Raw genomic sequence first — 582 nt, forward strand, 5'->3', positions numbered from 1 at the left:
GCACCAGCCGCCAGCCGAATACGGCGAGCATCAGCACGAGCACGGTCGTGCCCGCCGCATGCCATAACGTGTCCGACCACCATGGCGCGAGGATTTCGTCCTGCGCGAGCGCGGCGGCGACGAAGAGCGGGTACTGGCTCAGATTGCGCACGCTGTTCAGGCGCGTCACGCCGTCCTGCGCCGACTTCGACACGAAGCGGCCCGCTTCGCCCGACTGCTGATGCACCTTGAATAGCATCGTGTCGACGACGTTCTTTTGCGTGCCGTCGCGGCGAATGGCCGTGTAAACGTTTTCAGCGGCCTTGTTCATCGCGCGGAACGCCGACAGCGGATAAAGCACCAGCGAGACATCCGCGCCACGCAGTTCATCGACGGTGAACAGGGGCGTCGCGCCGAACTCGGTGATGTTCGCGAGAACGGGGACCTTCACGGCCTGCGCGAACTGCCGGTACATGCCGAGCTCCGTCATCGCTTCCGGGAAGATCATGTCGGCGCCGGCTTCGACGCAGGCCATCGCGCGGTCCATCGCCGCTTGCAGACCTTCGACGGCGAGCGCATCGGTGCGCGCCATGATGACAAAGT

The 582-nt window shown here is 64.9% G+C and carries 1 protein-coding gene; it reads right to left on the bottom strand.

The genetic code is table 11. The features are described from left to right. On the bottom strand, positions 1–582 hold a 582-nt coding region (locus SB753_RS34515), incomplete at both ends, for an isocitrate lyase/phosphoenolpyruvate mutase family protein (protein ID WP_410804517.1).

The sequence above is a fragment of the Paraburkholderia sp. SIMBA_053 genome (genome assembly GCF_046534895.1).
GTDB lineage: Bacteria > Pseudomonadota > Gammaproteobacteria > Burkholderiales > Burkholderiaceae > Paraburkholderia > Paraburkholderia caledonica.